This is a genomic window from Actinobacillus ureae ATCC 25976 (assembly GCF_000188255.1).
Lineage (GTDB): Bacteria > Pseudomonadota > Gammaproteobacteria > Enterobacterales > Pasteurellaceae > Actinobacillus > Actinobacillus ureae.
The window spans coordinates 1-622 of sequence record NZ_GL831101.1 but is presented as its reverse complement, the minus strand read 5'-3'; the positions used below and the strand labels follow the sequence as shown (position 1 = coordinate 622).

The 622-nt window shown below is 48.1% G+C and carries 1 protein-coding gene; it reads left to right on the top strand.

Going from position 1 to position 622, the window contains the following annotated elements; genetic code table 11:
* The coding region (locus HMPREF0027_RS11245; RefSeq protein WP_005625490.1) for a glycine--tRNA ligase subunit beta at nt 1-622 on the top strand (622 nt) is incomplete at both ends.

The window sequence follows — 622 nt, the reverse complement described above, 5'->3', positions numbered from 1 at the left end:
CGAAGCATTAGCAGGCGAAATCGCAGCGCAAATCGGTGCGGACAAAGCGAAAGCGGAACGTGCGGGCCTACTTTCTAAATGCGACTTGATGACCAATATGGTGTTTGAGTTTACCGACACGCAAGGCGTAATGGGTATGCACTATGCTCGTCATGACGGCGAAGATGAAGAAGTTGCGGTAGCGTTAAACGAGCAATATATGCCACGTTTTGCAGGTGATGAATTACCGAAATCATTAGTTGCTTGTTCAGTGGCATTGGCGGACAAATTCGACACACTCACCGGGATTTTCGGTATCGGTCAAGCTCCGAAAGGCAGTGCCGATCCATTCGCTCTACGTCGTGCAGCATTAGGTTCGCTCCGTATTATCGTGGAGAAAAATTTACCGCTTGATTTAGAAGATTTAGTGCGTAAATCGGCTGCATTATTCGGTGATAAATTGATCAATGCAAATGTAGTTGAAGACGTAGTGGGCTTTATGCTCGGTCGTTTCCGTGCGTGGTATCAAGATGAAGGTATCGCAGTGGACGTTATCCAAGCGGTATTAGCACGTCGTCCAACTCGTCCAGCAGATTTTGACGCACGTGTGCGTGCGGTGTCGCATTTCCGTACCCTTGATTCT